25 protein-coding genes are annotated in these 26,031 nt (G+C 37.0%); 2 read left to right on the top strand and 23 right to left on the bottom strand.

From position 1 onward, the window contains the following. From ACT3S9_RS07115 to ACT3S9_RS07020, 20 genes are all read right to left on the bottom strand, one after another. Positions 1–1,047 (bottom strand): hypothetical protein, encoded by a 1,047-nt coding sequence (locus tag ACT3S9_RS07115; protein ID WP_444750845.1) that lies wholly within the window; start codon positions 1,045–1,047, stop codon positions 1–3. Between the two features lie 238 nt (positions 1,048–1,285). Beyond that, a complete protein-coding gene (locus tag ACT3S9_RS07110; RefSeq protein WP_441835954.1) occupies positions 1,286–2,260 on the bottom strand; it encodes a transposase in 975 nt (324 codons plus the stop codon). Positions 2,261–2,766: 506 nt separating this feature from the next. After that, complete coding sequence (locus ACT3S9_RS07105; RefSeq protein WP_441830633.1) at positions 2,767–3,906, bottom strand: hypothetical protein; 1,140 nt, start codon at positions 3,904–3,906, stop codon at positions 2,767–2,769. 131 nt (positions 3,907–4,037) lie between these two features. Then, complete coding sequence (locus ACT3S9_RS07100) at positions 4,038–4,478, bottom strand: hypothetical protein (protein WP_441830632.1); 441 nt, start codon at positions 4,476–4,478, stop codon at positions 4,038–4,040. A 3-nt stretch (positions 4,479–4,481) separates the two neighbouring features. Further along, complete coding sequence (locus ACT3S9_RS07095; protein WP_444750844.1) at positions 4,482–8,717, bottom strand: IPT/TIG domain-containing protein; 4,236 nt, start codon at positions 8,715–8,717, stop codon at positions 4,482–4,484. Positions 8,718–8,746: 29 nt separating this feature from the next. Then, the gene (locus ACT3S9_RS07090) at positions 8,747–9,514 is read right to left on the bottom strand and encodes a TadE/TadG family type IV pilus assembly protein (RefSeq protein ID WP_444750843.1); all 768 of its coding nucleotides are present in this window, start codon (positions 9,512–9,514) and stop codon (positions 8,747–8,749) included. 12 nt (positions 9,515–9,526) lie between these two features. Beyond that, positions 9,527–9,976, bottom strand: coding sequence for a tetratricopeptide repeat protein (locus tag ACT3S9_RS07085; protein WP_256826006.1), 450 nt, complete (start codon positions 9,974–9,976; stop codon positions 9,527–9,529). An 11-nt stretch (positions 9,977–9,987) separates the two neighbouring features. Further along, entirely contained in the window at positions 9,988–10,338 is a 351-nt protein-coding gene (locus ACT3S9_RS07080; protein WP_444750842.1) for a DUF192 domain-containing protein, read from the bottom strand. After that, positions 10,328–11,188, bottom strand: coding sequence for a type II secretion system F family protein (locus ACT3S9_RS07075; protein WP_444750841.1), 861 nt, complete (start codon positions 11,186–11,188; stop codon positions 10,328–10,330). The genes ACT3S9_RS07080 and ACT3S9_RS07075 overlap by 11 nt, the downstream gene beginning before the upstream one ends. A gap of 8 nt (positions 11,189–11,196) precedes the next feature. Further along, positions 11,197–12,045: a type II secretion system F family protein gene (locus ACT3S9_RS07070; RefSeq protein ID WP_444750840.1), complete on the bottom strand. Its 849-nt coding sequence runs from the start codon at positions 12,043–12,045 to the stop codon at positions 11,197–11,199. Further along, entirely contained in the window at positions 12,038–13,756 is a 1,719-nt protein-coding gene (locus ACT3S9_RS07065; RefSeq protein ID WP_444750839.1) for an ATPase, T2SS/T4P/T4SS family, read from the bottom strand. The genes ACT3S9_RS07070 and ACT3S9_RS07065 overlap by 8 nt, the downstream gene beginning before the upstream one ends. A gap of 10 nt (positions 13,757–13,766) precedes the next feature. Continuing rightward, positions 13,767–15,062, bottom strand: a complete 1,296-nt coding sequence (locus tag ACT3S9_RS07060; RefSeq protein WP_444750838.1) for a type II and III secretion system protein family protein — start codon at positions 15,060–15,062, stop codon at positions 13,767–13,769. A gap of 23 nt (positions 15,063–15,085) precedes the next feature. Beyond that, positions 15,086–15,967: a Flp pilus assembly protein CpaB gene (cpaB, locus tag ACT3S9_RS07055; protein ID WP_441836418.1), complete on the bottom strand. Its 882-nt coding sequence runs from the start codon at positions 15,965–15,967 to the stop codon at positions 15,086–15,088. Between the two features lie 16 nt (positions 15,968–15,983). Next, complete coding sequence (locus ACT3S9_RS07050) at positions 15,984–16,223, bottom strand: hypothetical protein (RefSeq protein ID WP_441836417.1); 240 nt, start codon at positions 16,221–16,223, stop codon at positions 15,984–15,986. After that, complete coding sequence (locus ACT3S9_RS07045) at positions 16,213–16,884, bottom strand: hypothetical protein (RefSeq protein WP_441836416.1); 672 nt, start codon at positions 16,882–16,884, stop codon at positions 16,213–16,215. Before ACT3S9_RS07045 ends, ACT3S9_RS07050 begins: the two co-directional genes overlap by 11 nt. After that, a complete protein-coding gene (locus tag ACT3S9_RS07040; protein WP_441836415.1) occupies positions 16,881–17,798 on the bottom strand; it encodes a hypothetical protein in 918 nt (305 codons plus the stop codon). The genes ACT3S9_RS07045 and ACT3S9_RS07040 overlap by 4 nt, the downstream gene beginning before the upstream one ends. 7 nt (positions 17,799–17,805) lie before the next feature. Beyond that, entirely contained in the window at positions 17,806–19,167 is a 1,362-nt protein-coding gene (locus ACT3S9_RS07035; RefSeq protein ID WP_441836414.1) for a Tad domain-containing protein, read from the bottom strand. Positions 19,168–19,216: 49 nt separating this feature from the next. Continuing rightward, complete coding sequence (locus ACT3S9_RS07030; protein ID WP_441836413.1) at positions 19,217–19,516, bottom strand: Flp family type IVb pilin; 300 nt, start codon at positions 19,514–19,516, stop codon at positions 19,217–19,219. Positions 19,517–19,535: 19 nt separating this feature from the next. Further along, on the bottom strand, positions 19,536–19,814 hold the full coding sequence (locus ACT3S9_RS07025) for a Flp family type IVb pilin (protein WP_441836412.1): 279 nt from the start codon (positions 19,812–19,814) through the stop codon (positions 19,536–19,538). Between the two features lie 88 nt (positions 19,815–19,902). Continuing rightward, positions 19,903–20,415, bottom strand: a complete 513-nt coding sequence (locus ACT3S9_RS07020) for a response regulator transcription factor (protein WP_441836289.1) — start codon at positions 20,413–20,415, stop codon at positions 19,903–19,905. 194 nt (positions 20,416–20,609) lie between these two features. On the opposite strand from ACT3S9_RS07020, the gene ACT3S9_RS07015 reads away from it, so the two are divergent. Continuing rightward, the gene (locus ACT3S9_RS07015; RefSeq protein ID WP_441836290.1) at positions 20,610–21,446 is read left to right on the top strand and encodes an OmpA family protein; all 837 of its coding nucleotides are present in this window, start codon (positions 20,610–20,612) and stop codon (positions 21,444–21,446) included. Between the two features lie 15 nt (positions 21,447–21,461). On the opposite strand, the gene ACT3S9_RS07010 is transcribed toward ACT3S9_RS07015, so the two are convergent. From ACT3S9_RS07010 to ACT3S9_RS07000, 3 genes are read right to left on the bottom strand one after another with little or no spacing between them, the layout of a single operon-like run. Beyond that, positions 21,462–22,664 (bottom strand): ABC transporter permease, encoded by a 1,203-nt coding sequence (locus tag ACT3S9_RS07010; protein WP_441836291.1) that lies wholly within the window; start codon positions 22,662–22,664, stop codon positions 21,462–21,464. Beyond that, positions 22,657–23,445 carry an ABC transporter ATP-binding protein gene (locus ACT3S9_RS07005; RefSeq protein WP_441836292.1) on the bottom strand — a complete coding sequence of 263 codons (789 nt, stop codon included), beginning with the start codon at positions 23,443–23,445 and terminating at the stop codon, positions 22,657–22,659. The genes ACT3S9_RS07010 and ACT3S9_RS07005 overlap by 8 nt, the downstream gene beginning before the upstream one ends. Beyond that, positions 23,442–24,263 (bottom strand): DUF3025 domain-containing protein, encoded by an 822-nt coding sequence (locus ACT3S9_RS07000; RefSeq protein ID WP_441836293.1) that lies wholly within the window; start codon positions 24,261–24,263, stop codon positions 23,442–23,444. Before ACT3S9_RS07000 ends, ACT3S9_RS07005 begins: the two co-directional genes overlap by 4 nt. Positions 24,264–24,370: 107 nt before the next feature. Between ACT3S9_RS07000 and ACT3S9_RS06995 the strand changes: the two genes are divergently transcribed. Continuing rightward, positions 24,371–25,996, top strand: a complete 1,626-nt coding sequence (locus ACT3S9_RS06995; RefSeq protein ID WP_441836294.1) for a M28 family peptidase — start codon at positions 24,371–24,373, stop codon at positions 25,994–25,996. Positions 25,997–26,031 lie beyond the last annotated feature (35 nt).

Here is a 26,031-nt window from a genome sequence, read left to right as displayed (position 1 = left end):
TTAATACTTGAATTCAAGAATCAATAAGTTTGGAGTAACAGAAATAATACTACTTGGCCATACAGCTTCAAACTCAACTTTACTCGGCACCGTTACAAAGTCACCAATGGTTTGGCCCATTGTATTAGCCATGTTTACACCTTGTAGCGCTTCTAAAACAAGATCAACTTGACCAACAACTGGAATGAACTTAACCACAATCCATTGAGAGACATTTGTACCCAAAGTTTGTAATATTTTCTCTCCTAACCGTGTTGCTAAAAAGTTTCTAAGTGGCGCTTCATATCCGTCACTTGTTAAATCTTGATAGACTAATTCAGAAAACTTTTTTAAGCGATCCCAGTTACTCGTTGCATAAGCCATATCATAGGCAGCACCAACATACGGATAAAGCACTTTTAATAAGTCACGAATAAATTCTTTGTCTTCTAAAAGTGAAGTAGAAGAAAGGAATTTATCCATTACTGGCAACAGAAACTGTTCAACCATTGTTCTACCAAGTAGGTATAATTGTGCGGTCCTTTCAACGTCACTTAGCTGCGGGCCGCTATAACCTGGTGTTATAATACTTACTTTACAATCATAGTAAGAACAATGGTTAAACTCCTTTTTTGAGGCAATATTCAGTATCCCCCATCCTTGAGCACCAACAATATTAGGTGAAAACCATTCTGAGGCATGTTTTTCAAGCGGCTCTGCTGCTGTTGAGTTTAGTAAACTAAATTCAGGACTCAACAGTAGTGCCGTATCGTTTTCGATACCAAAATTACCAGAGTAAACTTTAAAATTCTCAAAACTATGCCATTTATCAGTAGCATAAATTTCTAAAGTATTATTACTTTCAGCCCAAGAAGAGGTGATCGCAGGGCCATTCTCTGGTGATGTAGCATCTACGGCTTGCACCTGAACCGATGAGCTTGATATCGTTTTGTTTACTTGTTGAGACTGAACAGATGCACTTGCTAGCGATTTATTTACCTGTGCAGACTGTATAGATACATTTGATACCGCTTTATTTACCTGCTCAGACTGCTTCCATACACCCATTTTAGTAGCAGTAACCTTATTTGTACTTTGGTTATTTAAGAAAACAAACTAGACACCCACTCTAATTTAGTAAGCCTATAATACATTTTTAAATTTACTATTTAGGCTAAAATTCAACTTTTATTATCTTGCCGCTTTCTTTTTATTCAGTAAATATATAGTTACCACAGCAAAACCCAAATTCCATGCATGATAATGTCTGCACAGTCGCAGCATGTCTTTATTTAATTGTTAATCTCTATGCGAATAGCTTTTCACTATTACTGATATTCGCTCGTCGCTTTCTGCCTAAGTGTTCACTATAACTCGCTTGTGAGCTTACTTTCCCTACTGCGCCATGGAACACACGCGTAAATTGCGTGGTTAATTTTAACCAATTTTCGGGAGAGATATTTACACGTTTTAATAACGGTAAAATAGACTTTTCTACATGCCCGCGTTTGCCTTCGCGAATACAACGTCCTGTAAGCTCAACGAGTTCAAGGTACGACTTAAGCTCAAACGGAAGTCCTTTTGGCATAATTTGACGTGGTATCCCAGCAAAGCGTAATAGCTGTTTGGGTTGCTTACCTATCGTCGCGCTGTCTACTCTCTTTTGTACACTTGTGTGGTCAGACTCTTCTGGTGTTTTTGCCATTTTAGCTCTAATCGGGTTTAAATCTACATACGCCATACACGCTGCAAGTGCCGCTTCATCTAACAAGGCTTGTGATTTAAAGCGACCTTCCCAAAACCGGCCTGTACACTTATCTTCTTTATTTGCTCTTCGTGCAATGTCTTCATTTAACAAACGCATAAACCAGCTTATACTGGATAACCGTTCTCGGTATTGTTTTAATGTTTGATTAAAAAAGATAAGCTCTGCTTTAGTGAGCTTTGCACCATGAAGATACTTTTGTGTTAATAACGTGCCTTTACACAATTTATGCCAACGAATAATAATTGCTTTATCATTCAAACGGTTTGCTTTTTTATCATCTACGTAAAGTACTAGGTGAGTATGATTACTCATTACCGCATACGCACATACATCAATACAAAATATCTTCGCTAATTTAAGTAGCTTATCTTCAACCCACCCTCTACGGTGTTCGTAAGACTTACCCGTAAAGCGGTCTGCACCACATAAAAATGCACGGCGAACACACCGTGAAATACAGTGGTAGTACTTTGTATCAATCAAGCTTATTTGACGCTTTCTTGCGACTGCCATATAACACCCCGACTGTTTTTTAAACTAATTAAAACGTAGCCTTTAATTTCATAAAGTACAAAATTAAAATGGGTGTCTAGTTTATTCCTTTGTTAAAATACTCTTTAGCTGGCACTTCGCTAGCCATTGATAAAAAAGATAAGCTGACTAAAGGCCCCGCAATTAATAGTGTGATTAATTTATTTTTCATAAAATGTCCTTTTTATTTATTGAGATGAGCTGTCATCGCATCGGCTGCTCACATTCGCATTTTTTACTGCAATGTATCATATATATAAAGCTTGAGCTTATTGAAGGCTGCGTAATAACTAATATGAGCTTTTAGTAAGTCCTTTATAAGACAGTGCTATTAAGCCATACATACTTAATAGTCTATTCCACATTTTCTTGGTTAGTTAATTGCACTTATAAACTACTTTTTAAATAAATGAAATTTTACCTTCAATTTCAGAATGTACCAAAGTCAAAATAGATGTAACTTCAATAATCACTCGATTTATTTAGCTTTAAATAAAGCGGGCCATAGAAAATATGATAATCCCTACTATGGCAAATATCACCGCAATACGAACATGAGTCAATATAGGTAATGCCTGCTTACTAGTCCTTTCAATGGATACTGTGTATTGATTATGGGTTAGCGCTAATAATAGCGATTGACCGTTAACCCCCATATCATTAAGGGGTAAAGTAAGACCCTTCTCGGTAACAAAAGTTAATTCTACAATATGAGGGCGTTTAACTTTATCGTGAGTCCAATTATCAGTTAGCGAACCTGCAACATAATAATTCCATTTCACCTTAACATCACTTACTTGCTCCCTCTTAAGTTCACGTGCTTGCCTATCTTCGAATAATAAAGCCGGTAACGATAAGCTATCAGAGTTGACTATGATGTCACTTTGCGGTGATTGAGCAATAAAGTAATATTGGTTACACAAATAGGCTCTTGTTAACCAATAACTTAGATAAGCTACTGATAAAAACACACAACCAGCCATCCAATTTTGTGCTGATACAACAACTGTAATAGCACAAAATAAACATACCCCAACAACACTAAACACAACCTTTTTTTTATTATCTGGCAACGGCAAAGCAAATCGTAAGATACTGTGATGTGTTTTTATATCTGTGGGGCGAAAGCTATTCAGATGGAAAATGTCTGATACCGTTTCTTTAGTTGCATTCCCTCTTTCGCTTTTATTTATACTCTGGGTATGCTGCTTTGCGCTCGTCTTAAAAACGTAGTTTACACTACTCATAGCAAGTAACTTTTTAACTAGCTCTCCCTGCCGCCAAAACGAAAAGTGGCTGATTTTATGACCTCCACCTTGCTCATAGGTAATGTTGAGATCATATTTATAGCGTCTTTGTGTAAGTACCGCCTCTGTTATCGTAGAAAGGTCAATCGATTGTCTATTAAATACGTGAATAGTTTTACCCAGCAATACAAATTGGCTTTTTGTTTCTAATGCGTTGTTATTTAGTATAAGTCGCCGTTGAAAAGCAAACAACACAGCAACAAAAATAGTGTTAGTTACTACTGACTGTGTATCTTCACTGAGTACACTTAATATAATTGTCATTGAAAAAATGACAGCCAAAAAATTGGTAACCCACTCGCTCATTAATTTTACTTGCACGAACACTCCTTATTTTATTGCTATATTTATTATTCATTGCATGAGTCTTGCTTAATACTCAAAAAATAAACCAGCGATGCATATCGCTGGTTTAATATGACAAAGTCAACTTTTAATTAATACTTAGTTAGCTATATATCTAACACCCATTTTGTAGTGCCAGGCAACAGCTCAAACACACAGCTATCTAACACCCCCTTGGTGTGACCACCTTTACCGTCGTTATCCCATTTTATAAAAACTTGAGCTACGTCTTTTGGTACTTCAGTCGATAAATATTCATCACGTTTAATATAAGCCCCAGCTTGGCTTAATCGAGCGCGATGTCTAGAAGCCACTTTTTCCATTTTTTTAGCCATTTTAGGTTTAAGTGTACCTTTATATTTTTCCTCTACAAAGCTCCACATAACATCCTTATCATTGTCGCGCATTGCATTTCGCCATAACTGGCATTTTTCTATAAAAATATCTGCTTGGTTATTTTTAGCATTAAACTCAACATTGGGCTCAGCTGCTAACGCATGTGCGCAGCTAAATAACAAGGGCAAAGAGATGAGCATTTTTTTAAACATTATTTAATCCACCATGATTGACATATTATTTTTTGAACTAGTATCTGCAAATTTACAACCAACTGGTTCAGATACAGGAGCACTCATAACGTTAATGTTGAACTCAGCTTTAAATTGTTCGCCATCTGCAAAGTCTACTTTTGAGTGTAAATCACCTGATAAAACCTCAACATTGCTAGAAAAGCAAATAAAGTAAGTTGCTCTATTATCAGGAACTGTGATACCAGTAAGCTCTACACTTTTTTCACCGGGTTCAGTAGATAATAGTTTTGTTAATTGTCTTTGTCCTGCTACAGTTTGGTCAATAAGTGTCCCGTCAATTTTTAATTGAAAACTGTCATCTTGTATATTGCCATTATCACCAAAGGTGAGCTTCATCTTAGTACTCTGGATCAATATATTCGTTGATACAGTATCATCACCTACTGTTACAGTAAGCTCTCCTGATACAGCCCCTTGCGGTACCTTAATTTTAAGTGAAGTATTAGTCGCAGAAATTACATTTACTGTTATTAATTCATTGTCACTATTTTTTAGCTTAACGATATTTTTTGACGCTTCTTCAGAAAACCCAAAACCATTTATTGTAATTTCGTTGCCCTGATAAATTTTATCTGGCTCAATGCTACTGATGGCTAATCCACTGCCTATTTTCAACAATGGTGGGCTGCTATTTTGTACTTGAGAATTTGCAATTTCATCCCCAAGTATAATTTCTACTTCTATCTCTGACGCCTCAGTTACCTGAGCCATTACGTCACCACTCACATATACCGTGGCTTCTGTGCACTTACTGTTAACTGAATATGAATCATCAAGTGATCCTCGGTTTTTTATAGGAATAAGCTTAGAAAACCCGCTTGTAATATCTGTGTATCTAATCTCTGGGTAAATAGGATCGTTGGCCCAATCATGTTGAGGGCATAGACCAATACCCGTTATTGTAATTGGTAAGAAGGTTGGTTCGTTTTGCAAATATTCAGGAGTCATTTTTAGTATTTTTAAGCCCCAATTAACCCTGAACTCATACTTTGTTTTTAAATTAAATAAATCGTACCAGTTTTCTGCTAAGTTAACACCTTCGCTAACTGTTGATAATGTGTCATAAATAAAAAGTATAATATTAAGGTATGGAATAAAGTATGCTGAATATTCTTCTAATTGATCTTTTACTGCTACTTTTAAATATTTTTCAATGTCAAACCCAGCAGCATCAAAAATAGCTTTAACAATTGGTCCAGGCTTTGCCAACAAGAGCGCCTTAGATTCTTTTTCTAAAACTTTTTTTATTTCTGCTATAACATCTTGTTGATCAGATGTAGACATATCACCGTCGGAATAACCATCATCAATAGCATCTATAACACCAGGCATGTGCTGAATAATGATATATGTAATATGTTTCGCTTGCCCCCCTCCTGGTTCAACCAAAAAACCTTCATCATCTATTGGTTTCTTGATTTCTACTCGCTTCGCAATCAAGTCAGTAATATACTCGAATGAGGGTAAAATGACATGATCTATCGCATTTCGAATAAATAAGTCTCTGCTTACCTTTAGTTTTTCTGAATCAAGGACGGGAGCTCCTTCGTAACCAGGCGTTAAAACTTCAATTAGACAATTTTTGTATTGGCAGACTTTTAACATCGAATCTTTAGACCATAAAGCAACTGCAAAAGCTCTATAATTTACAGGGCTTAACATGTCACGATCGAGCAACGATGTTATATGACTGTATGTTTTTGGTTTATCGCCAGCTTTAGAAGGGTCAAGCCCAACAGCAGGAGTAGCCATTGGGTCTAATTGGTCGTCAAGTTCATAAACTGCTGCACTTAAATACATTGGCGTGCTGTTTTGTAACTCAGTATAACCGTCATAATCAAATAAATCTGTAATACCTTTCCTAGTTGCCTCTATTTTGATTCCGTCTTGCCTATCTTCAGGCGATATTTTAGGCTTTTGATCCGAATCGGAACTAGCACTTTGAGAAGATAAACTAGAAACTTGTTGTATAGATACATCTTTCTGTTGTGAGTAAAGAAAGTTTGATTTTTTAGATAGATTAGTAGACGTTTGCTCTGCGTAAGATAATGTTTTGACTTTATCTCTAAGTTTCAACATTTTCATAGATAGCTCGTAGTTTTGTGGAGAAAAAAACGCTCTAAAATCCTCCTCTGCGCCTTCTTTAAAATACGCTAAATAGTCATCATACTCTTCTAATGAACGTAAGTTACTCAATGCCTCCAATCGTTTAGATTGACTCGCTGAAACAAAAAAAGGTTTTAAAACATACTCTTCAGCTGTACTTTGCAAACTTAGCGTTAACGCGCTTTCATTGCCCACAACACCAGCTGATAAAATAGCAATCCCGTCATACCAGATTGAGACTGTAGAGTCTTCTTTATTAAAGCTAAACGCTTGCCCATCAACCAACGCTAATTGGGAGTACTTCGTCCCTTTCGGTATTACGGTTACTTCCCCTTGCAAATCGCGGTATGCGGCTGGGAGGTTTAGGTCGAGAGTTACTTCTCTTTGGTTATCAATATTGATGTACATGGAATTACTTTTGCCATAAACATTTTGTAAATAAAATAAACCACTTGCTGCTTCATTTGGGATCACAAATGTTGCTAGGTTGTTTGATAACCAGTCGGCTTCATACCTACCTTCTCCCATTACAACTTTAGCCAAATCGTTAATACTTTCACCTTCAATTTGAATTTGTTCTCCAGGTACTGCTTGAGATGTCGATATCGACTTTATTAGAGGCGTTTTAGGATGCAAAAGTTGGAATGTTAAGTCATTACTACGTACATTATCTTTGACAATAAATAATGAAAGCTCTTCCCCCTCCAAAGCAACTTTCTCATAATTAGGAATTACGATACTTATTGAAGTGTTTGTGGCTTGTGTAATGGGCATATTAACAATGGGAAGGCGCTCATCCCCCTTTGTTATTACAACAAAACCATCTTGCTCTGGAAAATTTTCGCCTATAATATTCAGTGGTCTAAAAACTCTTCCTTTATTGGGAAGAGATATTGAATCTGAAAGTTCATAGTAGACAGACGCTAACGTTATTGCTGAATCACTTTCTGCGCTAGTGTAGGCAAGTACTGTTTTTGGCTCTGTGTCATTCACATCAAAAACTGCATCACCATCATCGTCTATATCAATATAATCTGGGATTCCATTTCTATTTGTATCAATTAAAGTACCACTGCTCTGGGCTTGTTCGTCCTTATCGCTAATAGTGTTATTATCGCTGTCTAAGTCAACAAACGCCGGTAATTGGTCATTATCATGATCAGCAGTACCCTCTAAAGTATCGGGTATACCATCACCATCGGAATCGTCATCTGACCAATTAGGCACTGAATCACCATCAACATCATAAGCAAATACATTTTTACTGCTAAATACCCAATATTCATTACCATCAGCGATACCGTCTCGATCTGAATCCTGAATTTTATAATTTAATCCCTGTGCTTGCTCTTTGTTATCGGGGATTGCATCTTTATCTGCATCAATAAAACCGAATGCTTGATATTTAAAATCATCAGCATGATTACCATTACGATCCAATACTGAAAGGTTATATTCACCACTTTGTGTGGGAGTAAATGCAATAGCTGCGCTTAATGGAGCAACTCTATCAATAGCTAATTCGATGTGTTCAACAACTTGACCATTATTTTTGAAAATACCAAGCTGCGGGTGAAATCGAGAAGACTGCTCTAATATAATAAAACTGATTGATTTACCGCTTTGCACATCAGCTTCAGTAACAGTGAACTTGAAGTCATCTATATCAGCTGATAACGACAGCGCGCCTTCAACAGAGAAAGGTACTGTACCAACTGGGTTTGCTTCGGCAACGTTATTATTAAACTCTTCTTCTTGGACAACCGTTATTGTGCTTTTTTCCGCATCAAACGGATAATCATCTTGTTCATCAGGCACGCCATCGCCATCTTCGTCTTTGTTTTCCCAGGTACCCACGTATTCAATAGGTTCGCCGTCGTCTCCACCATCGCCTGAGCCGTCGTCTCCACCATCGCCTGAACCGTCGTCTCCACCATCGCCTGAACCGTCGTCTCCGCCACCATCACCACCGCCATTATCTGGTTCGACTGGGTTTTCGATTGTGTTGTCTTCTAGTGGCTCGTTACACCCGACGAGCGTAAAGCTTAATGTGCCTGTTAGAAGCAGTATTAAAAGTTGCTTTGCTTTCATATCCTTTTCCTTTAACTGTGTTCTATCCTTTACATCCGATATGGCGTTTGCATTCGGATTAATGCATAAGATTTAATAGTAATATAATAACCGCTGTAACGTGTTTCACCGGTCGATGATGTGGCGGCGCCTAGTGCAGAGCACGTTAGTTGCTCTTGGTTTGGTACATAATTTACAAATTTATCTGAGGTTGGATCGGGGTCAACGTCCGTTAAGGTTATAATTTTACCTATTAACCAATTAGCTAATGGCACCTCTAGGCGTTTACACCAATCAACTTCTATTTGTAGTAAGTTGGCATCTTGTATATTAAGTTTTTTGTCCGTTGATATCGTTTCAACCTGTGGGTTTCTGTACATCAAGTTGTCGTTCGGTATTTCGTAAACTGTGGGTCCGTCTTTATAGCGCCTACGTTGTTTAAACTTATTAAACACATCACTTGTAGGATTAAGCACCGTGATGTTAGAGGCGGTTGCGGTATGTGCTTTAGATTTTGCAAAAGCGGCAGCTACATCAAGTCCATTTGGATCATCGCCTGAGTCAACCATAAATAGTGGCATCATCCCTTGTGCAAGTGCACTTTGCATTTTAGACATGCTGCCATGGTTTAGTGCCCCAGCACGCGCTGCATCAAATGTTGCGGCATTTAGGGTTATTTTATCTTTGTATATCAATACCCATTGTATAAGCAACATGATAAGCACTAACACCAACGGCGCTAAAAATGGCAGGGTTATTGAAAACTCAACCATTGATTGCCCTTGCTGCTTTTGTAAACTCCTTTTTTGCTTACTCACACTCACTATTCCCTACTCTTTTTTACCGGTTTGTAGGCGCATTAATTGAATAAAAAGCTCATCCATTTGTGCTTTACCAGCTGAGTTCTCTTCAAGGTGTTTTTGCGCTTCTATTAAAACCTCTGTTGCTTGTCGCATTCTTGCAATAGCCAAGTTATACCAAGCTTTATCGTGCTCTACATCTAATTGAATGCAGCGTTGATAGGCACTAATTGCAGCGTCTAAACGGTTAGTTCGGGTATAAATATTACCGAGCCTAAACCACGCTGGGGGGTAGTTATCTTTTAATTTAATTAATTGCCTATATAAGCCTTCTGCCATATCTAAGTGCCCTGCCAAATAGGCAGCTTCAGCTCTATTTTCAATTTCAACCAGGTTTACTTTTGATTCTGGTTCTTGTTGTGGTGAGCTACTACAACCAGAAAAAAGTAAAATGAGCAATGCGATATATATAGTTTTCATGTACTTCTCAGTTATTCTATTATTAAGTTGTCGCCAACTTTGAGTGTTTTTGTATTACCATTTTTTATTGATAACTCAATGACTTTGCATGCTTTACCGCACGCACTAAATTGCCAGGGGCGTAAATTTTTTACAATTTTTATAATCGTGTTTTGCTTATTTAAATAAATAACGTCTATGGCGTATCGCATACCCAACATATGCACTGAGTTACACGGTGTAATCAGTAATCCATCATTTTCACTAAGCGTTCTGCCCAACAGTCCTCTTAAACGTAACCACCAGGTATTTGCAATAGATAAATTACATACCGTGTACCCTGCTGTTGTTTTTAGTTGATGATTAAATACGCTACAGGTCATACATAAACTTCATTACTATTGGGAAAAACAGAATCATAAACGTAACAGGGAAAATAAACATGATCAGTGGAAAAACCAGTTTTACTGGCGCTTCAAGTGCCTTTTTCTCTGCTCGTTGAAAACGCTCTACACGGCGTTGATCAGATTGTATTCTTAATGTTGACCCTAGGCTTGCCCCCGTTTTTTCGGCTTGTGCTAGAGCACTAACAAGGTTGTTTACTTCGGAGGTTTGCACTCGTTCTGCCATTGCTCTAAACGCGTCTACTTTATTAACGCCGGCTCTTAAGTCTCTAAGCACTTTACCAAATTCGACTTTTAAAGGCCCTTCAGGTCCTTTGTCAACCGCTTGGCTAAGACCACCTGTTAAGTTTAATCCGGCCTCTACCGACATGGTTATAAAATCCAGGTAAACAGGGAGTGACTTTACTATTGCCAGTTGACGCTTCTTTTTAAGGTCGTTAAGTGTTAACAGCGGTAAAAAGTAGCCAAATATAGCACCGTAAACTAAAGCCATAAACGTAACTGCATCAAGCATGGCACACACTAAAAGCGTAAACACGGTACAACTCAGCGCAGAGATAATCCTTACACCAAAATACTCTTCAGCAGTTAATACATAAGAGAGCCCTGAAATTTGTAGTTTTTTTCCTGTTTTCTCTAGGTAGTCAATAGGTAAGCGTTCGCCAATGTAAAATGCAGCTAAACGTACAAATGGCCATATTAATTTTAATGATGGCGGCAATGGATCCATAAAGTCACGAGTATCTTCAGGGAGCCCTTGTTTAATTTTATAAGCACTATAAAAAAGTAAAAATAGTGACAAGCCTGCGGTTAATAATATTAAAAGCATCTATTCACCTATACATCTATATTTACGATTTTACGAATAAATATATAGCCAACATAAAGCATTATTGCGGTCACTGCGCAAACAGCCCACCCCATTGGCTCTGTAAAAAGTCGCATCATGTGTATAGGCTCCATGTGGTACAAAATAAAGCCTATAAATATGGGTAAGGCGGTCATCACTATGCCTTGCATTTTACCTTGGCCTGTTAATGCATCTATTTTGCCTTCCATTTCTAATTTTCGTCTGAGTGTGTCCGCCAGCCTTTCAAGGGTTTCTGCAAGATTCCCCCCAATTTCCTTAGAAATTTGCATGCCAGAAACCACTAATTTGAAGTCAAGCTCAGGTATACGCGTTAGCATGTTATTTAAGCCATCATTAAAATCTACACCTAGGCGCTGCTCTCTTAAAAACAACGAAAACTCTTGGCTAATTGGCGCAGCTTGCTCCTGTGCCATGGCTTCTAAGGCATTGGTTAGACTTGATCCTGAGCGCATCGAGGCACACACCATATTTAATGCATCAGGCAACTGCTTTATAAACAATTTACGTCTACGCTTTTGTAAATATTTATAAAAATAAGGCGGTAAAAAAGCAACTATGCTCACCAATATAATGGCCAATACAACCGCACCTGAGTAAGCCCAAACCACTAAGAAAAATACAAGCATGCCTACCATGTTTAAAATAAAGAGTTTTTGTGGCTCTATAAATAAAAACATATCTGATAGGTTTACTTTGGCAGCATGAGTAAATGTTTCTCGGTATTTTTGCGCAAGTTCTCGGGAAACAAAGTTGCCACCATAAATAAGTAAGGTTACGGTTAACCCAACCAGCGTCATTATTATTATGCTACTCATGATCTGAACCTGTTTTAAAAATACCTAGGTCAACATCAACACCTCTTTCGCGAAGCTTTTCGTAAAATTCAGGGATCATACCTGTTGGCACGTAGTCGCCTTGTACTTTACCGTTTGTGTTATAGCCTGTTTGCTTAAATTTAAATATTTCAGAAAGCTGAAGTACATTACCTTCAACACCTGTTACTTCACAAATAGAAGTAACCCGCCGAGAGCCATCACTAAAGCGTGATTGCTGAACAATCATATTAACTGCTGAACCAATTTGTTCCCGTATTGCTTGGATAGGTAAATCCATGCCAGCCATCATCACCATAACTTCTAGACGGGATATACAGTCTCGCGGGGTGTTGGCATGAGCTGTTGTTAGTGAACCATCATGACCTGTATTCATCGCTTGAAGCATATCAAGTGCTTCGCCACCACGACACTCACCAACAACAATACGGTCGGGTCTCATACGTAAACAGTTTTTTACTAAATCACGAATTTCCACAGCCCCTTTACCTTCTTGATTGGGGGGTCTAGCTTCAAGTGAAACTAAGTTAGGCTGGTATAGTTTAAGCTCAGCGGCATCTTCAACCGTTATAATGCGTTCGTCATCGGGGATAAAGTTTGATAATACATTTAATAATGTTGTTTTACCTGACCCCGTTCCCCCAGAAATCACGATGTTTCTTTTATTAACCACCGTCATTTTTAAAAAGTCGACCATCGCTTGAGACATAGAGCCAAAGTTAATCAAATCTTCGGCTTCCAGCTTTCGAGACATAAACTTACGGATAGTGATACATGGCCCTTTTAGCGCCAAAGGAGGGATAATCGCATTTACACGAGAACCATCTTTTAACCTCGCATCGACCATAGGTTGGCCTTCGTCTATACGACGACCTAATGGGGTTACTATTCGCTCGATAGCACTTAAAACAGCTTGGTCGTCTGTAAATGCAACGTCTGATAAGAAAAGCTTACCGGCTTTTTCATAAAATATTGCATCGTGAGAATTAACCATGATCTCTGAAACATCTTCGTCACTAATAATATTTTCAAGTGGGCCTAAGCCAATAGTTTCATCTAGTACTTCTTTACATAGCTCGTCAAAATCAACATTTTCTGGAATTTGAAGCTTTAAAACGATTGATTCAATCAACCCTTTACTTTGTTTACGTAACTCCTCATCGGACATTTCTGAGACATTAACGCGACGAAGGTCAATTTGTTTAATCAGCTCTTTATGAACCTGCTTTCTTAATTCGTTACGTTTTTTTATTCTACGACGAGTTTTCAATTCATCATCTGTTGCTTCACTTTTTACTTCTACCGCATTAGATGTAGGGATCAAATCATCGTAAGTTTTTTCACTTGCCACATCTGGTTTAGGTTTTTGAACATCTCGATTTTTTAGTGAATCAAAATTATCGTTAAGTTCCACTCGAATATGATAGCCGCCGATTTCTATAACATCTGTAGGCGCTAAAGGCCCCGCAGAGTCAATTTTTTTACCGTTAACTTTTGTACCCGTAAGGCTGGCTCTATCTTCTAAAAAAATGCCATCATCATTTAAGTAAAGTTTGGCATGCTCTTTAGATACTTTAAAACCATGTAAATTAACTTTGTATTGTTTGTCTTTACCAATTACACAGGTTTTTTCGTTACATTTAATTCTATTTACAGCAGTACCTTTGGCTGTATTAACTATTACATCAAACATTTAACTGTCCTTAGTCTAAGATGTAGAAAGCTTCAAGTTCTTGGGCTTCATCTATCATATCGCGAGCGCGTTTAAGCCTATTTTTATGGCTTTCACCTTGCAAAGAAACAATATGTGGCGTCACTAAAATAACCAGTTCTGTTTTGTTGTCAGCAAAATCTCTTGATTTGAATAACTCACCTAGAATTGGGATAGAACCCAAAAATGGAACTTTACTTACTGACTTAGACATTTCACTTGAAACAAGTCCTGATATAACAATCGTATCGCCGTTACGTACATTTACAACAGATTCGGTTTCACGTGTTTTAAAGCCAGGAATACCTAATACTTCAACAGATGTATCGACTGAACTAACTTCAGCGCTTACATAAGAAACGATATTACCTTCACTGTCTGATACAGGTTCAATTTCTAGTTTTATGCCATATTCTTTAAATTCAACATTAGGTGCTCCATCAGCCGAAAGCAGAGGGATAGGTATTTCGCCACCGGCTAAAAAGCGTGCTTTTTCACCACTACGTGTACTCAATGTTGGCTGTGCAAGTGTTCGTGCATCACCCTGCTGAGATAAGAGTTGTATTTGCGATGTGAGTCCAGTAACAATGCCAAAGTGAGAGAAGTTATTATTGCCAAGTATCCTACCGCCTATTTGCTCTGCAATAGAGTCAGAAACCGTATCCGGCGAATATACAGAAAAAAGATCATTACTGGTCCAGTTACTTACGGCACCAAAAGCCGGCCCAGCAGCAGTTGTCCCCCAGTTTACACCTAAATTTTTAAGTGTTTGTTTGCCGATTTCTACAATATTCACATCCATACGGATCATTTGTTTAATCTCAACACTTTTGGTCGTTACCAAAGAAGTTACATTAGGAACTAACTGAGCTATGCTTTGGGTTCTAGCAAACGTATCTTCATCAACATTGCCTTCTAGAACTACTAGCCCACCAACTTCACGGACTGATAAGCCAGGTAAATCGCCAATCAATCCTTTTACTTTATCGACTAAAGCAGAGTTATCTATTAGGTTTACTATTACATTGAGCTTTACTTTATTATTGTTTTTATCCCACACTTGTAATTGCGTTTCACCGGGGGCTTCTGCAATAAGTAAAACACTCTCGTTATCAATTACTTTGGCGCTTACAACTCCTGTTTTAGCGACAGCTATCCGTTTAACATTTTCAATGGGTAGTAAATTTAAAGTCCCAACTTTCATGTTTATATCACTAGACATTAACCCATATGAGTTTGCTGAGGTTAATATCATAGTTATGATAAAAAGCTGAATAATACGGCGCATAAATGTATTCCCTTACTACTATTTTATAAGTTATTATTTGATTCTGAATTAAGTTCAGCGATGTTTGTTTTATTAATAAATGTGTTAACTGATTGAGCAATGCCCCCAGAGCCCCCAAAAATCATTTCAACTTCATCTTCGTCGGTAGAATCACCAAATAGTGATGAAGATTTAACAAGGCGGTCAGTTACTTCCTGTTTATCTTCTCGGTTTCTAAGTAAAGCAACAAATTTACCTTGCTCTTTAGCAAGACTCACTCTGGCTGCATTAAGGACTGAAACATCCAAAGTTACTGTGCTGTAATTGGTTGGATCTGAATAGACTTCATCAACTACTTTTTTATTTTTATCAATTGTAATTTGTCCCGTTGCTAAGATATCTACTTTTTCAATAAGGAGATTAAGTTGTGATTTCCCTTCTTGCTTTTCAGATAATAAATATAAATCAACCTTGTCGCCGGCAACTAACAAGCCTGCAGTGGAGTTAGTTTCGTCAATTTTTATTGTTACTGCGCGGCGACCATCTGATAAAATATCAGAAAATTGTTGCAAGCCTTTTCCCGGTAAATATGATCTTAATAAAGGCTGACCTGTATTGACTGACTCAAGTAGCATTTGGCCATCAACTTCACCAAACTCACTTGGGTTTAATGTACCTGCTGGTAAATAGTTCGATGGTATTTCACGAACAGCAACTACTGATTTGTCAATTATGCTCCCCTGCTTTACAGGCCTTGTTAATACAATAACAGGAACTTTAACGACGTCTGTCTTTGCATATTGAGTTCTGATTTCATTCTCTTTATTATCTATATATTGACCTACAGACCAAGCGGCAATACCACCAAGCAATAGAGAAACTAGTAACAAAACCCAATTTTTATCTAATAAATGTCTAACTTTCACTTTTTACTTCCTTGCACTATAAACTTTCAAAATCTTGTGGGAGAGGCGGTAATGCTTTAGCGTAACTGTAGTTGTTATAAGCCTTTTTAAATTTGTCAGCTAAAATCTCCATTACATTCTTCCCCCCATAATCTGATAACCAACTATTAGCTGTTAACTCATTATCGGGTAATGGCATTAGCAATGCGAAAACCAATGCTGCAGATATTACTAAATATTCTACTGAGGACTGACCTCGCTGTTTGTTAACGAACATCTTCACGCACCGCTGTTATTAAGGTTGCACCTTTATTTCGACTAAAAGTAATGTTGATATTATTAGGTCCATTTCTAGCTATAAAAACTCCATTATTTAATCCTTTGGTATAGGCTGCTTTATCAATTGCCCAGTTATATTGGGTAAAATAGTCATGGTAGAAACTTAAATTACGCTTCACTGATAAATTATTTTTTAGAATCATCGTATTTGAAGTTTTAGGACCATCACTCGCTTTAATATCACGAATGACGTCTGTTCCGCTTGGCATTGGGAAGTTCTGTAGTGTTTTATTTAACTTACTCAGTTTTGAGTCAGGCTCTTTTGATATTGCCATATAACCAAATGTTGACTTGCCTGGCGTAGAGCGCAGTTTAGCCGTATACACTTGATCATCAATCAATGCATTCAATACTTCCCATTCTTCAAGTTTATCTTGAGAAAAATACTGACTTTGTGGCTCCCAACTCTCGGTAAAAAATTTAATATTTTGACTAACTGAACTTTCACTTTTGAATTCCCATGCTTTTATTTGCATTCCATCTACTAACATAGAGTCAGATACTAAAACGACGGTAGCCTCATCTGGAAACTCCATCGCTGCATATACTTTGTTACTGATAAAAAATAAAAATAGAATTGAGAAAAAATAACGACTCATTTTTCATTTCCTTGTGTACTCGATTCACCTTTACGTGAGTCAGGGAGTTCCCCAAGCTCAACATGACCAAACTTTAATGAGTCTGGAGATAATTTTTTAGCAATTGGGATTGCTGAAATTCCGTTTCGTATAAAATCGATAAAACCATTGTCTAATAAATTTGATGGAACTAATGATTTAACTCTTTTTTCATTGTGACTTTCGCCCCCTACATTCCAACCATTAGCCACAATATAAGTTGTCGACTCAAGTGGTATTTCAAACTGGTGCGAGCGTTTATTTTCTTCGTCTGCATTTTCATTTGCAGGATCGGCTTCATTATCTTCGTTTATAAATTCAAGTAATTTATGACTCGTTAACTGCGTTTTATAAGTGGCTTTATAGTAGCCTTTAGTTTCAACATCAAAATTACCTACTTCTAAAACAGATAATGCAGCAGTTAATAAAGAAGAAACACTACCTGGCACACTTCTGTTGTCAGTATTTGGTTGAAAATAATTAAGTTGCTCTTCGTTTTCTTCGGTTGGATTAAATGCAGCAAGTAAAAACTCTTTCTCAAATTGTGATGACTGGTTAAATTTAAGAAATACCGCAGCATCATCACTACTCCACTCTTCTGAAGGCTCTTCAGAGGAAATAATAGAATTATGGCCTTGTAATATTCTACGTTTAACTTCGCCATGCACTGTATTAGAATCTTTTATTGCGAGAATACTATCATCGCCGCTCCAGTTACCTGGCTCTTGCTCTAGCCATGCGGTACGTTCCCAAGCAATATACCTTGACGACATATCTGAATAATGTTTAGTTTCAATAATTTTAGTAAAATAAGGCATTAATAACATTAATGGAGCAATAATAAATGTAATAAATACACTTAATTCAACCAAAGACTGTCCTTGTTGATATCTCATAATAAACTCATAATAATAACGCAAGAGCTGAATATATACGTCGCTCGTTATTAGATGTTTCGTTTAACGTAACTTGCCAATAAGGGTTATAAAGATTTCCATATTCCCATTTTGAACTTGAACTACCGAATAACGTTTTATCACGAAAATAATAAACTTTTGCTTTACTTAACACGGTCATTTTATCGCGAGGAAGCTCAACTTCTTCTTCGATATTAATATCGGCTAAACGGGTTCCATCTTGATTTTCTGTGCCAATATTAAGTGAGCTTGATGTTGTTATATCGTTTTTATCTTTAGAGATTGCGACTGTCAACATAGGTGCTACGTTGACATTTTCCGTTTTTCTTATTTCATAGAAAGACTGTAGTCCAGAGTAAACAGAGTTAATATCTGTTTCATTGTAGGAAGCTAAACCTGAAGCGCTTCTATTAATATTTCTTGAACCACCATGATCGCTACTATTTCGATAATTGGTAACATTTTTATTGCTGCCTGCGTGGCTCGCCCCCCAACCAGTGGGAATTTCACCACCTGACCAACTATATTTGTAAGTATGTACATGAAAACCTAACGTATCCATTGCACTCCACACTTCAGGTTGGCTACCATTTTTAAATAAGTCTGTTCCACCGGCTTGTTTAGTTTTAACTCTATTAGGGAAAAGAGTAAGTGAGAACGGAAACCCCCAATTAAAACTACGATTTTCAGTAAATGGATCGACTGAATTTGTTATTAAATCAAAGTGCTCTTGGTAACGCCCGGTATTATCACTTCTATCAAAACTGCCTTGAAAGTCAGTCCATTCATATAAGATGAAATCTCCTATATTTACGGCAGAAGCAAAATCAACATAGGCATCCTCATCATTAGCTTTTAATACTTTATTTGAAGTATCAACCATTGAAGCCATTGTGGCTGCATTCATTAAACTTTGTGAAAGGGACAATGCACGATTAACAACATCTGTAGCAAATACAGCTCCATACATCGTAGGCTGGATTATTTGATTCATAACTCTAAGAAGTGATTCTACACCAGCTGCTATTTGGCCAATTATAGGAATTGCACCAAGAACAGTTCGTAAGTTTTCACCTGTTTTTTGGGACATATTTCCCCAAGACGATAAACCCACATATTGAGCAACAGCAACATGGTTTGCAACCATTGCACGATTAGTATACGCCTTAAAATTTAAGTCTCTAGCAAGCAGATGAGCTCCACTGATAACCGTTGCATCAGCGCTATTTTGTAGTTGAGTTTTATTTAAATTTTGTTGAGAAACATTAAATAAATAAAGTACTGACATCACTATTGAGGCCAAAAAGACTGTTCCCAGTACTAATGACTGTCCACGTTCCTTGTGCATAATAAACCTTTAAAAAAGCCATAACTCATAATGAATTATGGCTTGAATTTTAATCTACAGTGTCTGAACCGCCACCAGAGCCACCACTACCTTCACCTTGACCTGCACCATCGTTAAAATTGCCGAGGTTATAGTCGTTATTGGCGTTGGACGTTGCAGCTTCAGCTGAAGATTCTGCATTAGCAATATTTGCTTGCGAATCCTGCCCTGATACTTCGGTAGATAAAGCAGAAACTTGATTACGTACTGTTTTACCAAAGAAGCTATAAACACCAATTGCAGCTACAGCTATTAGCGCAACAATGATTATATATTCAGTTTGGCCTTGGCCTTTTTGATATTTAGTCATAATCGAGGTTTCCTTTTACTTAGTTTCCACCCGCGCCAGAACCACCTTGTGCAGCACCGTCGTTGAAATTACCTAAGTTGTAGTCTTCATCTGCATTAGTTGTTGCCGCTTCTGCAGATGTTTGAGCAGCTTCAATATTGGTTCCTGAATCTACACCTGACACTTCTGTTGCAAGTGCTGACACTTGGTTACGGATAGTTTTACCAAAAAAGCTGTATACGCCAATTGCCGAAACTGCGATCAAGGCAACAATAATTATATACTCCGTCATGCCTTGTCCAAGTTGTCTTTTTTTCATGTCCCTATTTCCTTCTTTATTAATGGAGAGTGAATGATAACGAATAATAAAAACTAAAAAACCCTCAAAAAGGAGGGTATTTTATTTGTCATAATTTTAATTTATTTCCTAATGAGGTACGGTTTTTTACGTCTGCCTTCGATAAAATATTTTTTAAATGAGATTTTACGGTAGTTTCAGAAATGAATTTCATTTCAGCAATTTCTTTATTCGAAAGTCCCAAAATAACGAGCTTGGCAATTTCGACTTCCCTTTTAGTTAATGATTTTATAAGCTTTTTATCATCAACCTTAAGATTTAATTTAATGCCATGGTTATCGTAGTGTTTTATTTTGTTTGTTAGTGTCACTCTATCAAACCATAAACCACCATGGTTTAAAGTTGATATCAAATTATCAATCAATGCAGCATCTCCCGGGCACCAAAAAACTCCAAGAGCCCCTTGATCCAGCATTTGAGATTCAAATTTTAAATTTTTTGATGAGTGGATAATAACTAAAGATTTATCTTTTATTATTACATTTTTTAATTTCTCACCATCAAGAACTAAATAATTTATGTTATTTTCTGATAACTTTTTTTCAAGTTGTCCTTGAGTCACTTTCTCACCCGCAGAGTAGTTTCACTATAATTTTTTATTCAAATTAACAACATTAAACTTAATAGATTATGAATCACAAAGCTTTATAGTTGTAACCCTGGATTTTTATTCATTTTAAGAAACACTTGAATTGCTGAGTTTATCAAGATAGAGTTTTTATAGGAAAGCACAACTACACAAAGGAACCCAATCTCGTGAATCGCTTCTACATGCCAGTATTAGGGCTGGTTATTTGCAGTTTCAACAGTTACTCAGCATCAACTGCCACCACTGGCAATATTAACTTTGAACAATACCTTCAAATGAATGCTAAAGTTATCGAACGCCAACATACAGAAAACTTTAAGTCACCTCTGACAGATAAAGTAACTAACGAAAAAACAAATATCGAGTTTTATTCTAATTATATAAATACACAATTTAAAAAGTATACTAAGGCAAACAATTCATTAAATGAGATTTCCGATTTATATATAAAGCAAGGTTATAAGACATTATCGAGTTGTGCAGGTTTAAAATGTGGTAATTCGTTAGAGTTAGCAAGCCGTATTGACTCAAATAATTTCTTAAGTGAAAAAGATAAACAAAAGCATACACTTTTATATAATAATTATAATTGGGTTTCATTGCACATTAGCGCTTATGAGGAAAAAAACTTTTTATCTATTCGCTTTATTAATGAAAAAAATCTTGAGCCGCCTCTACAACGCCTTTCATTTGAAAAAGATAATTATTCACTATCATCTAGTACTATAGAAAAACTAAAATCATACATTCCAGCGATAAAAAAGAGCCCTGTACCCTATTATATTATTGGTCATACCGACAACACAGGAAGTCAGCAATATAACTATACATTGGCAAAGCAAAGAGCCGACGCAATCTATAGATACCTTGTAAGTAATGGAGTCGAAAAAGATAAGTTAACTGTAGAGTCAGCGGGAGAAAAAGCACCTTTGTCTACAAATAGCACGAAGCAAGGACAGGCTGAAAATAGAAGAGTGGAGCTTATTGCGTTTACAACGATATAAGCTCCGAATTGTAGATTATCGAAACAGTACTTGTTCCTTTTTGAACCAGTTGATACAAAACATTAAGGTCATAACCGCGATTGCAACGGTTGATATTATAATTATATATACAAAATTATAATCAACCGTCCCTTTTAATAACTCTTGAATAGCTAGGGATATATTAACAATAGGAATTAATGATGTTTTAAACGTTAATTCCATATTTGGCATCATTGATATAGCTAAAGGTACAAATATAATCATAGTAAGGGGCCCCATATAATTTTGGGCCTCTTTGAATGAGCGTGCATAAATTGATATTGCTAAAACAATACTAGAAAATATACATGCTAAAGGGAGTAATAAAAACAATATAAGTAATAAATCGAACGCACCTATTACAGTAATAGCTTCAATTATTTCTTCAGAAGAAAATAAGCTTTTAGCTATAAAAATCCACAATCCCATACTAAAAACGGTAAATAGCGATGTCGCTACGGATGTTGAGAATACGGTGAGAAATTTACCTAAGACTATTTGAGTTCTTGTTATGGGTGTTAGTAATAATGTTTCAAGAGTTCCCCGCTCTTTCTCACCAGCACCTAAGTCAATTGCAGGATAACTTGCACCTGTTAATACTAATGGTATTAACAAATATGGCAATAACATCCCAAGCTTTTCACCAATACTTTCTCTTGCATCGGCCGTATCAGTTTCAACTAATATTACAGGTTCTAGGACTATATTTTTAACTTCATCATTTTTTATGCCATATAAACTAAGTTTCTCTAGTTGTTTTTTATTTTTAAACTGATCATAAAGATCAGTTAGCTTTTGGGATATATAATTGATACTTGATGCATTATTAAAAATCACTTCGACTTTTATAGTGTTTTTATTTACATCACGATATGTGTTTTCACTAATATAAACCCCCACATCAATCACTTCATCCTTTACACCTTGAATTAACTCTTCTCGATCATTAAATGTTGACTTAGTTAGAGTAAAATTTTTGTGGTAAAAAACATTTTCACTAAATTCATTCGCTTTTTCTGCACCAATAATTGCGTAATTATGTACTTCTTGGTCAGCATCAATTTGAGCTTGCACCATAAAATAACCTAAAACACCAAAAATAAGCGGAAAGATAATTAGCGGTAATGCGATAATAAACATTAATGTTTTTTTGTCTCGAAGCAGCTCTTTTAATTCCTTTTTAAATACCTCAAACATTATTTTTCTCCGTCAAAATAGTCATAAATGCTCGGTTAAGTGTCTCACTACGTCCTTGTGATTTGAAGGCATCAATTGTCCCATCAAAACAACTTAGACCTTCGTTAATGACAGCTACACGATCACAAAGTAATGCAACTTCGTCTAAATGATGTGTAGAAAATATAACCGGTGTACCTTTTGCTTTTAAGCCCTTAATAAACTCAATAACGGTTTGAGTTGTCATTATATCAAGTCCAGTTGTAGGTTCATCTAAAACAACAACTGCCGGTTGATGTACGACAGCTCTTGCTATATTCGCTTTTTGTTTCATTCCCGTTGATAGCGTTTCTGCACGTTTATCTATAAAGCTGTGCATATCAAGTAAATCGTAAAGCTCTTGGGTACGCTCTTTGATTAATATTTTATCCATTGCGTGTAACTTAGCAAAATATTCAATATTTTCTTTTACGGTTAAGCGTCCGTATAAACCTGTACTGCCTGATAAAAAACCAATTGACTTTCGCCCATATAATGGCTTTTTCACAATATCTTGCCCAGCAATAGTAATACTTCCTTCATCGGGTACTAGTGCGGTAGATAACATTCTTAAAGTGGTGGTTTTACCCGCACCATTAGGGCCAAGTAAACCGAGCACTTCGCCTTCATTACAATGAAAGCTGACATCACGTACTGAGTGAAAATAATCTTTATCTTCACGGGGGTCGGTTTTTTCTAATTTATTTTTTTTATGATCTTTAGTTAACTTAAACTTCTTTTTAAGCCCAGATACTTCTATCATGTTCGCGTCCTACGTTTAGCCCTAAAGTAATCTGTATTACTGTAGTATTCAGGATTTTTATTATCATCACACCAACCTGGCACACCTAGTAATGGTAAAGGTGAAAGTTGGCGGTTGTCCCTTAAATAGTTATTTAAATTAATCATCTCATAAAGTTTATTATCTAGATACTGATATTGTGTTCTTAAATCTTTACAGAATATCTCAGCAGGTACTTTTATAAATAATGCTTTTCCGGTCAGTCCTATATAAGGCTTAGTCATCATTTCATAATTAGCATGACCAAACATAAAAGGCTTGATGGTTTCACCCCACTGCTGGCGCTTCACAAAAAATGCGTGTTTCCATTGATGATCACGTAATAACTCAGGCCAACATTCATCACTTTGTTCATTTACGGCAAGTATCACACCGCATTCATCAAATAAAGTGAGCGCATTTCGGTGTTTACTTCGCTTTTGTAAACCATGTCGGTTAATTTCTTCAATATGGCGCTGGTTTATCAATGCTTTAGTTTTTGGAAATAAACACCAAATAAAGCCACCAAATAAGTCATGCCAGCTTTTTTCACGCGTAGGTACTTGGCCGGTTTCATAAATAATTTGCTCATAATAACGTTCATCCCCTTCGCATACTGAATCCGCTACAAAAGTTACTTTTTTATCGCTGCCCGTATGTGCATCTAAAAAAGGAGTAAACCAATCATAATCTGGCCAATCGGTTAATCTACTTAAACCAAACAGTGTATTTAAATGTGCAAATGCACCACTGGTTACGCTTTGAGCGTGCCACTTTTCATGAGGGATAAAACGCTTCATGTGTACTCATTAGTTAACGTATTAATAGCATTAGTTTACCGCAAAAACTGGTTCTATTTAATAGAACTTCTTATAATGCACTTACATAAAACTATAAAAGAGTCGTTATGAAACGTTATTTTTCTCTTACGCTACTAGCAAGTGCCGTACTAGCTGGTTGCGCTACAACAAGTATTACTAATGAAGATGTTAGCAACGGTTATCAGTCAATTAATGCAGAGCAACTTGCTGAACATGTAAAAGTACTCGCTTCTGATGAATTTGGCGGACGCGCCCCATCATCTAAAGGGGAAGAACTCACTCTTGCTTATTTAACTGAGCAATTTAAAGCAATTGGCTATGAGCCAGGTAATGGTGACAGCTTCTTGCAAGAAGTACCTTTAGTGTCCCTTGAAGCTGATTCAGACATGGCATTAACTATTGGTGGCAAAGATTACCAGTATAAAAAAGATATGGTAATGGGCAGTAGCCGTATCAGTGCTGAAGAAAGTATTAAAGATTCAGAACTTGTATTTGTGGGATACGGCGTAAACGCCCCTGAGTATAATTGGAATGATTACGAAGGTTTAGACGTTAAAGGCAAAACCGTTGTTATGCTGGTTAACGATCCTGGGTTTGCTACCAAAGATCCTGCTTTATTTACTGGCGATGCAATGACTTATTATGGCCGCTGGACTTATAAGTATGAAGAAGCGAGCCGTCAAGGTGCCGCTGGTGCCATTATTATTCATGAAACAGCCCCAGCATCTTATCCGTGGTCAGTAGTTGAAAACTCATGGAGCGGTGAGCAATTTGGTTTTCAAAAAGAAAATAACAATATGGATCGCGTTGCTGTTGAAGGCTGGGTAACTACCGATGTAGCTAAAGAGCTATTCGATAAAGCCGGGCTTGATTTTGCAACCATGAAAGAAAATGCAGCAAAAGGCGCATACCATGTTGATATGGGCGATTTAACAGCGTCGGTTGCGGTTAAAAATACCATTAAAAAATCAATCTCATATAATTTTATCGCCACTTTACCAGGCAGTGAAAAACCTGATGAGCATGTCATTTACTCAGCACACTGGGATCACCTAGGCACAGATAAAAACCGTAAAGGCGACCAAATCTATAATGGGGCTCATGATAACGCAACAGGTACGGGTGGTTTGATTGAAGTCGCCGAAGCCTTTACAAAACTACCAAAAAACCCAAGCCGTTCAATGACATTCTTAGCCGTTACGGCCGAAGAACAAGGTTTATTAGGCTCTAAATATTATGCGGCAGACCCTGTGATCCCAGCAAACAAAACCGTTGCTAACATCAATATGGATAGCTTAAACTTACTGGGTAAAGTAAAGGATATTAGTGTTGTAGGCATTGGTAAATCTGAAATGGACACACTGTTAGAAACTGCCGCTAAAGCCCAAGGTCGCGTTGTTTCAGGCGATCCTAAGCCATCATCAGGGGGTTACTACCGCTCAGATCACTTTGCATTTGCTAATATGGGCATACCAGCAATGTATGCTGGAGGTGGTAGTGAAGCGCTGGATAAAGAAACCGCTAACTACCGTAAACGTATGAGCTTAGTGCTGCGCGGTTGCTACCACCAACCTTGTGATAGATACCGTGATGAATGGGATTTATCGGGTGCGGTACAAGACTTACAGTTATTTTATCAAGTAGGTTTTGATATATCAGAGCAACAAGACTGGCCGACATGGAATAGTAGTTCTGAGTTCCAACGCAAATAAATGCAAATGATATTGATTATCAATTAAGACCATAT

It is taken from the genome of Pseudoalteromonas sp. AOP31-A2-14 (assembly GCF_052378035.1).
GTDB lineage: Bacteria > Pseudomonadota > Gammaproteobacteria > Enterobacterales > Alteromonadaceae > Pseudoalteromonas.
The sequence above is the reverse complement of the archived record's forward strand: the minus strand, read 5'-3'. Positions and strand labels throughout refer to the sequence as shown.

Bases quoted from the DNA above. Each gene is read 5' to 3' on its own strand.
- ACT3S9_RS06995 (WP_441836294.1), top strand. From the start codon at position 24,371: ATGAAACGTTATTTTTCTCTTACGCTACTAGCAAGTGCCGTACTAGCT.
- ACT3S9_RS07035 (WP_441836414.1), bottom strand. From the start codon at position 19,167: ATGCACAAGGAACGTGGACAGTCATTAGTACTGGGAACAGTCTTTTTG.
- ACT3S9_RS07070 (WP_444750840.1), bottom strand. From the start codon at position 12,045: ATGAGTAGCATAATAATAATGACGCTGGTTGGGTTAACCGTAACCTTA.
- ACT3S9_RS07080 (WP_444750842.1), bottom strand. From the start codon at position 10,338: ATGACCTGTAGCGTATTTAATCATCAACTAAAAACAACAGCAGGGTAC.
- ACT3S9_RS07050 (WP_441836417.1), bottom strand. From the start codon at position 16,223: ATGTTCGTTAACAAACAGCGAGGTCAGTCCTCAGTAGAATATTTAGTA.
- ACT3S9_RS07045 (WP_441836416.1), bottom strand. From the start codon at position 16,884: ATGAGTCGTTATTTTTTCTCAATTCTATTTTTATTTTTTATCAGTAAC.
- ACT3S9_RS07030 (WP_441836413.1), bottom strand. From the start codon at position 19,516: ATGACTAAATATCAAAAAGGCCAAGGCCAAACTGAATATATAATCATT.
- ACT3S9_RS07010 (WP_441836291.1), bottom strand. From the start codon at position 22,664: ATGTTTGAGGTATTTAAAAAGGAATTAAAAGAGCTGCTTCGAGACAAA.
- ACT3S9_RS07085 (WP_256826006.1), bottom strand. From the start codon at position 9,976: ATGAAAACTATATATATCGCATTGCTCATTTTACTTTTTTCTGGTTGT.
- ACT3S9_RS07060 (WP_444750838.1), bottom strand. From the start codon at position 15,062: ATGCGCCGTATTATTCAGCTTTTTATCATAACTATGATATTAACCTCA.
- ACT3S9_RS07005 (WP_441836292.1), bottom strand. From the start codon at position 23,445: ATGATAGAAGTATCTGGGCTTAAAAAGAAGTTTAAGTTAACTAAAGAT.
- ACT3S9_RS07000 (WP_441836293.1), bottom strand. From the start codon at position 24,263: ATGAAGCGTTTTATCCCTCATGAAAAGTGGCACGCTCAAAGCGTAACC.
- ACT3S9_RS07110 (WP_441835954.1), bottom strand. From the start codon at position 2,260: ATGGCAGTCGCAAGAAAGCGTCAAATAAGCTTGATTGATACAAAGTAC.
- ACT3S9_RS07095 (WP_444750844.1), bottom strand. From the start codon at position 8,717: ATGAAAGCAAAGCAACTTTTAATACTGCTTCTAACAGGCACATTAAGC.
- ACT3S9_RS07025 (WP_441836412.1), bottom strand. From the start codon at position 19,814: ATGAAAAAAAGACAACTTGGACAAGGCATGACGGAGTATATAATTATT.
- ACT3S9_RS07115 (WP_444750845.1), bottom strand. From the start codon at position 1,047: ATGGGTGTATGGAAGCAGTCTGAGCAGGTAAATAAAGCGGTATCAAAT.
- ACT3S9_RS07065 (WP_444750839.1), bottom strand. From the start codon at position 13,756: ATGTTTGATGTAATAGTTAATACAGCCAAAGGTACTGCTGTAAATAGA.
- ACT3S9_RS07040 (WP_441836415.1), bottom strand. From the start codon at position 17,798: ATGAGATATCAACAAGGACAGTCTTTGGTTGAATTAAGTGTATTTATT.
- ACT3S9_RS07100 (WP_441830632.1), bottom strand. From the start codon at position 4,478: ATGTTTAAAAAAATGCTCATCTCTTTGCCCTTGTTATTTAGCTGCGCA.
- ACT3S9_RS07075 (WP_444750841.1), bottom strand. From the start codon at position 11,188: ATGCTTTTAATATTATTAACCGCAGGCTTGTCACTATTTTTACTTTTT.